This window comes from Protofrankia sp. Cj5, assembly GCF_917627405.1.
In the GTDB taxonomy this organism is placed as follows: domain Bacteria; phylum Actinomycetota; class Actinomycetes; order Frankiales; family Frankiaceae; genus Protofrankia.
In genome coordinates this window covers 131,629-140,052 of the sequence record NZ_CAKJTO010000001.1, presented here as the reverse complement: position 1 = coordinate 140,052, position 8,424 = coordinate 131,629, and the positions used below count along the sequence as shown (strand labels likewise).

Here is an 8,424-nt window from a genome sequence, read left to right as displayed (position 1 = left end):
TATTGCCGGTCGCTCTTGGCGTCACGGACAGCCCGGCCACACCGGCAAAAGCCATTTCCCCGCTACTGGCCACAACCACGGAATACCCGGAAAGAAAGCAGTCCTCCCACCATGGGCAGACCTGGTCGACGATTTCTGTTCACCGCGACGAAAAGGTTACGGATACGGATACGGAGAAATCGTGCTGCTCCCGGCCGGCTGGGGGCCGCTCCACGGGGATGCCGACACAACCGGGGATGCCGACACAGCCGGGGACGCCGACGCAACCGGGGACGCCGAGGCCATCGCCAGCCGCCCGGCAAGAGCCAGCCGCCTGGCCAGGGGCGGCCCTGTATCGACCGGTGCCCTGTCGACGGGCACCGTCGCTGCCGGCACATTCAGCGGAGCAAGGAGGGCAGTCGACGAACCGTCAGCCCTGGCGGAATCGCCATGTCCACAGGAACTGGTGGTAAATACCACGGTCAAAGCCGCGGAACAAGCCAGCAAACAACGGAGCCTGGAACGCACGACCGCCGCCATCCCACCTGTTCGGGCGGCCGACTCCAGTCGTTACCGCACTCTGTTCCCCGCCGCACCATTTTTTGCGCCGACGCCAACGCTAGCAGCAGCTGACAGCGAAGCCGGGGAGAGTTACACGACGTCCGGAAGGACAGCTGCCGGACAGGTGTTCCGGAACCCGTATCGGCTATCCGAAAAAGTATGATCGAACCGTTTTGGCCAGGGACTGGACGGCAAGAATCGATAGATAATTTGGCCGAAATATGACCGGTCAATGATTCTCACGCGACACGTCCGGTCACGAGCCGGTCAGCCTGGGCAGCCATGATCAATTTTATTGTGATCAATGTCGCATATCCACGGACGCAGCCGTCGCCACCCAAGCTCCCGTACGCCGCGACCCGCCGCGCCGCCGGGCGACAGGCTGCCGGGCAACAGGCCGCGGCTCCAGCCCGTCCAGCCGATCTTCGATCACGCGGCCCGGCCAGGCCCTAACCTCCAGAACGGAAGGCAGCCGTCAAACAGGTAACGACCGGTTGGAGCGGGAACACATGAGCGAGCAGGAGTACCGCATTGAGCACGACTCCATGGGCGAGGTGCGGGTACCGGCCACAGCCAGGTGGCGGGCACAGACCCAGCGTGCGGTTGAGAACTTCCCCGTCTCGGGCCAGCGGGTCTCCCCTGCCCACATAGCCGCGCTCGCACAGATCAAGGCTGCCGCGGCCACCGCCAACGCGGCCCTCGGTGTCCTCGACACGGAGACCGCGGCGGCGATCTCCGCAGCGGCCGCGGAGGTCGCCGCCGGGCGCTGGGACGACCACTTCCCGATCGACGTGTTCCAGACCGGCAGCGGGACGTCATCCAACATGAACACCAACGAGGTGCTGGCGACGCTGGCCACCGAGCGGCTGGGCCGGCCGGTGCACCCCAACGACCACGTCAACGCCTCACAGTCGTCCAACGACGTGTTCCCCTCGTCGATCCACGTCGCCGCGACCCAGGCAATCGTCCGCGACCTCGTGCCCGCGCTCGACCATCTGGCCACATCATTGGAACGCAAGAGCATCGAGTTCGCCGAAGTCGTCAAGTCCGGACGCACCCACCTGATGGACGCGACACCGGTGACCCTCGGGCAGGAGTTCGGCGGGTACGCGGCCGCGGTCCGCTACGGCGTGGAGCGCCTGCACAGCGCGTTGCCGCGGATCGGCGAACTGCCGCTGGGCGGCACCGCCGTGGGCACCGGCATCAACACCCCGCCGGGCTTCGCCGCGGCGGTCATCAAGCAGCTGGTCGCATCCACCGGCCTGCCCCTGTCGGAGGCACGCAACCACTTCGAGGCCCAGGCCTCCCGGGATGCCTTGGTCGAGGCCTCCGGCGTACTACGGGTGATCGCGCTGTCCCTCTACAAGATTGCCAACGACCTGCGGTGGGCTTCGTCGGGCCCACGCGCGGGACTCGGGGAGATCCACCTGCCCGACCTCCAGCCGGGCTCCTCGATCATGCCCGGAAAAGTGAACCCGGTCATTCCCGAGGCGGTGTGCCAGGTTGTCGCGCAGGTCGTCGGCAACGACGCGGCCGTGGCCTTCGGTGGCTCCGCGGGCAACTTCGAGCTGAACGTGATGTTGCCCGTCATCGCGCGAAACCTGCTCGAGTCGATCCACATCCTGTCCACCATCACCCGCCTGTTCGCGGACCGCTGCGTCGACGGCATCGTCGCGGACGTCGAGCGCTGCCGGCGGTTCGCCGAGTCCTCACCGTCCATCGTGACGCCGCTCAACCGCTACCTGGGCTATGAAGAGGCCGCCAAGGTCGTCAAGCAGTCCCTGGCCGAGGAAAAGACAATCCGGGAGGTCGTCCTCGAACGTGGCTATGTGGCCGCCGGCACACTCACCGAGGAACAGCTGGACGCCGCGCTGGACGTCCTGTCAATGACTCATCCATAGCTGACTCATCCATAGGTTTCCGCGCGGGACCTTCGCGTACACGGAAAACCACGATCGCGCGCTCCACGGCCCAGTGGGCCCGAAAGCCCCGGGACCAATAGCGACGCCCCGGAGGAGATATGGCCGCACCGGTTTCCGGGCCGAAGCCTTTCTTCCGGACCGGCCTCCCGGACCTCCACACCAGTAAGATCGTAATGGTTGGGAAGATGCCGGGGCTGCTCGCGGCCGAGACCAGCGGGGGCCGTGGAGAACCCCCCAGCAAGTCCCCACGACCCCCGCACCTGGTTCAACGACACGGCTCGACGGAGGTTACGGGCACTCGGAAAATTTTTTCGGCCGCGCCAGCCAGATCCGGTCACCCATGGCCACAGACCGCGTCTATGCCATCACTCAAATCAGGAAGTGCCACCGGCGGCTGCGACGTGCCACCAACGGCTGCGGAGGTGTGCGGAGAAGCGGAGGTAACAACCTGACGATTGAGGCGTCGCGAGCCTTCCGGCCAGATAGCCTCACAGCAATCAATTGTGGGGATTTCACCTGAGGAGGTGACGATGTACGACTACGACCTCCTCGTCATCGGATCAGGTCCAGGCGGGCAGAAAGCGGCTATCGCCGCCGCCAAACTGGACCGTCGGGTGGCGATCGTCGACCGCCGTGACATGGTCGGTGGAGTCTGTATCAATACCGGTACAATTCCTTCGAAAACGCTACGTGAGGCTGTGCTCTACCTCACCGGTATGACCCAACGGGAGATGTACGGGCAGAGCTACCGGCTTAAAGACGACATAACGGTCGGCGACCTGTCCTCACGCACACAGCACGTCATCGGGCGTGAGATCGACGTCATTCGCAGCCAGCTCAGCCGTAACCGGGTCACGCTGCTCATCGGTACGGCAAGCTTCATCGACGCGCATACCATCAGCATCAAGGGCACCGACGAGATCGACGAGCGGCGGGTCCACGCGGAAAAGATCATCATTGCGACCGGAACCCGGCCGGCCCGGCCAGGCACAGTCGACTTCGACGGCCGCACGGTGGTTGACAGCGATCAGATCCTGTCCCTGGACAAGATCCCCGGCTCGATGGTCGTCGTCGGCGCCGGTGTGATCGGTATCGAGTACGCGTCCATGTTCGCGGCGCTCGGTACGAAGGTGACAGTCGTCGAACGCAGGGACCGAATGCTCGACTTCTGCGACGTGGAGATAGTCGAAGCCCTCAAATACCACCTGCGCGACCTTGCCGTCACCTTCAGATTCCGCGAGTCGGTGCTGTCGGTGGGACGCCACAACGGCGGGACGCTGACGTTGCTGGAAAGCGGCAAGAGACTGCCCGCGGACACCGTCATGTACTCGGCCGGTCGCCAGGGGCTCACCACCGCGCTGAACCTCGCCAACGCGGGCCTGAGCGCCGACAACCGTGGTCGGATCAAGGTGGGGTCGGATTTCCGGACCGAGATAGATCACATCTTCGCGGTCGGAGACGTCATCGGCTTCCCCGCCCTGGCCGCGACGTCCATGGAACAGGGCCGGCTCGCCGCCTACGCGGCCTGCGGCGAGGACGTCCACGTGATGCGGCACGACCTGATGCCCATCGGGATCTACACCATCCCCGAGATCTCCTATGTGGGCAGCACCGAGGACGAGCTCACCGAACGGGCTGTGCCCTTCGAGGTGGGAGTCGCCCGCTACCGGGAACTCGCTCGCGGCCAGATCGTCGGCGACTCCTACGGCATGCTGAAACTCCTGGTCAGCTCCGTCGACCGGAAGCTGCTCGGCGTACACGTCTTCGGCACTGGCGCCACCGAGCTCGTCCACATCGGCCAGACGGTGATGGGCTGTGACGGCACGATCGACTACCTGGTCGACGCCGTGTTCAACTATCCGACCCTGGCCGAGTCCTACAAGGTGGCCGCGTTGGACGCGATGAACAAGATGCGCGCCATCGCCCGTTTCAGCGGCTGAGACGACGGGCCACCGCTCGCGCGGGCGAAATCGCGTCCGGGCCGGGTCGCACGTGTTCCTCAACGCAGGCGGCCAGCCGCGCTGACCACGCCTCGGATCGAGGCTCCCCGGGCGCCTCGGGCACCCCGAGCGATACAGATCAGCGGGGGACGCGCGCCCACCCGGATCGGGCGCCGCGGATTCGCAGCTTGTCACCCAGCGTCCCGGGGATTTCCTGAAGGAGCATCCACCGGTGATCTGAGATCTCCTCCGAACGCAGGCGCACGACCTCGTCTGGAACATGTAGCACAAAACGGATGTCATAGTGGATATGTGATGTTTCGTCCCGACCGGGATCCGCCGGGACGACGTACGCATCAATATCCACTGGCCGGGCGGTGTCCGGGATCACGGTGTTCGCGGCGATTCCGGTCTCCTCCGCAAGCTGACGCAGGGCCGTACCGAACAGGGACTGGTCGGTTGCCTCGACATGCCCGCCGGGAAGCAACCAACGGGCCAGGCGCCGGTGGTGGATGTGCAGCACCCGCCAGTCAGCGGTGACCGCGACCGCGCCGCACGTGACATGCCCCGGCATCGTGGTGCGGTCCGTCACCGGCCTCGGCCCGCCCATAGCGGCCAGCACCAGCGGACCCACTGTCTCAAGTTCGCCCGGATTTTCCTCGAGGTAGTTGAGAACCACCCCAGCGACCGCATTGTTGCTCACTGCCACGGCTCATCACAGTACCGGCGAGAAGCCGATCCGGGATGAGCAAGGGCCTACCAGGCGCCGCTGTTTCCATCATGTTCATGAGTGCCGGCCCGGCCGCCGGAGCCATCCCAGCCCCGGCAGAACCCAGCGACGGCATACGTTTGCCCATGAGCCTGCTCAGCGTGGACCGGCTGCCGGTCGCCGCACCCGCCAGCTCCCGTGTCGCCAGGCCGACACAGCTCCCTCCAGCCCTGAACGGAGCGCGCTGACGGGCCGCCGACAACCATCCCGGCCTGTCAGCGGCTGCGCCTATGGTGTTGTGACCGATATTAGTGGTGAAAGACACACCAAAGCCAGGCAGCCGGAGGCGGTCACACAACGGGTGTGCCGACAGCCCCGGCCCCATGAAGGGGGAGATCAGGTTGCGCCGTTGCGACGCTCTGGCACGTTCGGCCGAGTCCGGCCGGTACCGGATGGCGGCAGTGGCCACGGGCGCGGGCCTGGCCCTGCTGCTGGTGGGGGGATGCGGCGGATCATCCGGTTACGGCAACGCGACCTCGTCGGCGGCCTCCTCAAGCGCGCCGAGCTCGTTGCCGACAGGACTGCCGACAGGACTGCCGACAGGACTGCCGACAGGGCTGCCCGGCGGTGAGCAGGTGACCAACGGCGCCGATGCCCTGAAGGAGCCAAACGTCCCAGCTGGCTTCCCGATCCCACCAGGCGCCAAGGTCAACGGTGGCACCTCCGGCAACAGCCAGTCCACAGTGGCGTTGACCGGCGTTTCCGACACGGCGGTGGCGAACTTCTACCGCACGGCGCTGCCAGCCGCCGGCTACACCATCACCAGCGACAATCAGATACCCGGGTTGGCAACGGCCATCGGATTCCGTGGCCATGGCGTGACCGGCAACATCGATGCGGCCGGTGTCGGGACATCCAATGGTGCGATTCTCACCTTCCGTAAGCAATAGGGACGGCCGGGGGCGGGCCTGATCCCTGCCGGGCCAGCCCCCACCGCCGGTCACACAACAACCAACAATGCTCAGACAAAATGAACACATATATCAGCACCATGTGTCAGTAGCACATCAGCCAGCCGCTTAGAGCGCCCGGTAATAGAGGCGTGGATCAAGGAGCGGGGCTGGGGTGCGTACATCGCAAGGCGGAGGAGGGAGTCACCCTGGTCCTTGGGGTGTCGACCGACGACAACGCGGCGAGGTGCGTGCCCCAGCCCCGCGACGCCGCGTCCCTATTGCCGGTCGCTCCTAGCGGACGCGACGGCAGGTCACGTCCGTTCGGCCCAAAGAACAACGATCATCAATCGCCCCGCGGCTGAAGGCCGCACGGGAATCCGGCTCCGCGACAATTTGACTTCACGGCGACACCAGGGCACATTACCTTATAGCCCAAATCGGGCTATAAATTGCTAAAAGGTGGCTGATGCTGGTAAGCTGCCGAGCAGCGTGTGTCGTGCTGTCACGGCCCGCTACCAGTTCCGCTCGGTGCGTTCTTCAGCTGACTCCAGCGTCACTGGACACCGTCGGAGTACGCCGGATGACTAACCCCGCCAAGCAGCGCAGGTACCGCTCGCCGCTGCGCACCGAACAGGCCCGCCAGACCCGGCTGCGTATCCTCGAAGCGGCCAGAGAGCTCTTCTACACACAGGGCTACGCGACAACAACGATCAATACGATCAGCAAAACGGCCGGTGTCTCGCCCGACACCGTCTACGACGCCTTCCGCTCCAAGCGTGGGCTGCTCAAGGAGCTGCTGGGCATCAGCGACGCGCAGGGCGGAGATGGGGATGGGGACCGGCAGCACCCGACACCCACAACACCGGGACCATACGCGATCAGCCAGGAAACCGATCAACGGCGGCAGATCGCGATGTTGGCTGCGGACACCTCCCATCAGCTCGAACGCCTGCGGCCCCTCGATGACATCCTGCGCGACGCGGCGGTGACCGACCGGGAGATGGCCGCCTTTCAGCACGACCAGCGGCTGGGCCAGCGGCGGCAGATGACGGCGGTGGCTCGCTGGATCTCAGAACGCGGACCGCTGCGTGACGAGATGCCGGTCGATCAGGCGGCCGCGGTCATCTGGACGCTCACCACACCCGAAGTTCACCACATGCTGCGTGTCATCTGGCAGTGGAGCGCGGAACAGTACGAGGCCTGGCTGGGCCGGACCCTCACGGACACGCTGCTCCCCCGGCCGCGCTAGTGGTACCCGCCCATCACCGAGCAGGCCTGGTTGGCTACATCGTGTTTCGGAAGTCGCCGTTCGATCAGCGGGCCGCGTCCAGGCGGCTCCTGGCAAGGCCGCGGGCCACACCGACCGGCGCTGGCATGGCGCTGGCGCTACTCCCAGCTGACGAACCGTGGGTGACCGGATGAGCCGGCTGGGCAAAAGGGTGGAGCTGGACCACGGATCAGTAGACGATCGACCGGATCAATGGACCACAGCCGCCGCCACCCCTCAGGTGGCAGGCGACGACGTGCCCGTACCAGCAATCGCGACCTTGGCCAGACGGTGGGCCAGCCGGGCGACGAACAGCCTCACACCGACGACCACCACAGCGCCCGTCCCGGGTATAAGCGGCACAAAACTGCCCTGCCAGACAATCTGTGTACCACCGCTGTCCAGCGGAGACAGATCGACCGTCCCCAGGTAGTCCCGGACTGGCAACGCCGAACGCATCCGGTAGGCATGCCGCTGGCCGGGCACATACTCGACGATCTCCTCCCGGACATACAGCGGTGGCCGACCGAGCCGGCGTATCGCCCCCACCCCACCCGGCGCGGGCGTGCCTTCCCGCTCCCAACGGGACCGGGACACGAGCGGACCCGCCCACCGTGACCAGCCCTCACCGTCCGCCAGCAGATCGAACACCACCGACGGTGACGCCCCCGATGTCTCGGTCACCACGAAAACCCGGCGCCGGCTGCTCATGACCCCACCACGACCGGCCCGCGCCCAGGTCCCACGAGGTCGACCTGGATCGCCGGGGACAGCGGCAGCAACATCGATCTCATGCCCTTACTCTTCAGCAACCACGCACACATCGCAAGAATCCCCGACACGACTGTCGAACGATCATCGTCCCCACGGGGCCCGAGCACTCGCCGGCGAACCTTCGGGTGTGCGCCGGCTCAGGGCGGGCGACTACCGGGTGGTCTACCACGTCGAGGATGCCCGGCTCGCCGTCGCGCTGGTCCGGGTAGCGCACCGCAGAACTCGACCAGCACTACTTCCGCGCGATACGTCCACTCGGCAACCACAAGGCGTTCCGTCTCCTGCCGAACGACCTGTGACGGCGCTGGTGGTGCATGAA

At 65.9% G+C, this 8,424-nt stretch carries 7 protein-coding genes; 5 read left to right on the top strand and 2 right to left on the bottom strand.

The window, feature by feature from the left end; genetic code table 11:
- The first annotated feature begins 1,049 nt into the window (after nucleotides 1-1,049).
- Together MJ777_RS00560 and sthA are read left to right on the top strand one after the other, a co-directional pair.
- The gene (locus MJ777_RS00560) at nucleotides 1,050-2,441 is read left to right on the top strand and encodes an aspartate ammonia-lyase (RefSeq protein WP_239345729.1); all 1,392 of its coding nucleotides are present in this window, start codon (nucleotides 1,050-1,052) and stop codon (nucleotides 2,439-2,441) included.
- Nucleotides 2,442-2,992: 551 nt separating this feature from the next.
- The gene (sthA, locus tag MJ777_RS00555; protein ID WP_239313912.1) at nucleotides 2,993-4,402 is read left to right on the top strand and encodes a Si-specific NAD(P)(+) transhydrogenase; all 1,410 of its coding nucleotides are present in this window, start codon (nucleotides 2,993-2,995) and stop codon (nucleotides 4,400-4,402) included.
- Between the two features lie 139 nt (nucleotides 4,403-4,541).
- Here the strand turns inward: sthA and MJ777_RS00550 are convergent, their stop codons facing one another.
- Nucleotides 4,542-5,105 (bottom strand): NUDIX hydrolase, encoded by a 564-nt coding sequence (locus tag MJ777_RS00550; protein ID WP_239345728.1) that lies wholly within the window; start codon nucleotides 5,103-5,105, stop codon nucleotides 4,542-4,544.
- Nucleotides 5,106-5,563: 458 nt separating this feature from the next.
- Here MJ777_RS00550 and MJ777_RS00545 point away from each other — a divergent pair, with 458 nt between their 5' ends.
- Together MJ777_RS00545 and MJ777_RS00540 are read left to right on the top strand one after the other, a co-directional pair.
- Nucleotides 5,564-6,061, top strand: coding sequence for a hypothetical protein (locus MJ777_RS00545; protein WP_239372433.1), 498 nt, complete (start codon nucleotides 5,564-5,566; stop codon nucleotides 6,059-6,061).
- 583 nt (nucleotides 6,062-6,644) lie between these two features.
- Nucleotides 6,645-7,313: a TetR/AcrR family transcriptional regulator gene (locus tag MJ777_RS00540; protein WP_239372354.1), complete on the top strand. Its 669-nt coding sequence runs from the start codon at nucleotides 6,645-6,647 to the stop codon at nucleotides 7,311-7,313.
- 255 nt (nucleotides 7,314-7,568) lie between these two features.
- Here MJ777_RS00540 and MJ777_RS00535 read toward each other — a convergent pair whose 3' ends face one another.
- Complete coding sequence (locus tag MJ777_RS00535; protein WP_239345724.1) at nucleotides 7,569-8,042, bottom strand: SRPBCC family protein; 474 nt, start codon at nucleotides 8,040-8,042, stop codon at nucleotides 7,569-7,571.
- 190 nt (nucleotides 8,043-8,232) lie between these two features.
- Here MJ777_RS00535 and MJ777_RS00530 point away from each other — a divergent pair.
- Nucleotides 8,233-8,424 (top strand): type II toxin-antitoxin system RelE/ParE family toxin (locus MJ777_RS00530; RefSeq protein WP_239372353.1); only part of this gene is annotated, 192 nt, incomplete at its 3' end.

Excerpts from the sequence above, each read along its gene's own strand:
- MJ777_RS00535 (WP_239345724.1), bottom strand. The coding sequence starts at position 8,042 with ATGAGCAGCCGGCGCCGGGTTTTCGTGGTGACCGAGACATCGGGGGCG.
- MJ777_RS00560 (WP_239345729.1), top strand. The coding sequence starts at position 1,050 with ATGAGCGAGCAGGAGTACCGCATTGAGCACGACTCCATGGGCGAGGTG.
- MJ777_RS00545 (WP_239372433.1), top strand. The coding sequence starts at position 5,564 with ATGGCGGCAGTGGCCACGGGCGCGGGCCTGGCCCTGCTGCTGGTGGGG.
- MJ777_RS00540 (WP_239372354.1), top strand. The coding sequence starts at position 6,645 with ATGACTAACCCCGCCAAGCAGCGCAGGTACCGCTCGCCGCTGCGCACC.
- sthA (WP_239313912.1), top strand. The coding sequence starts at position 2,993 with ATGTACGACTACGACCTCCTCGTCATCGGATCAGGTCCAGGCGGGCAG.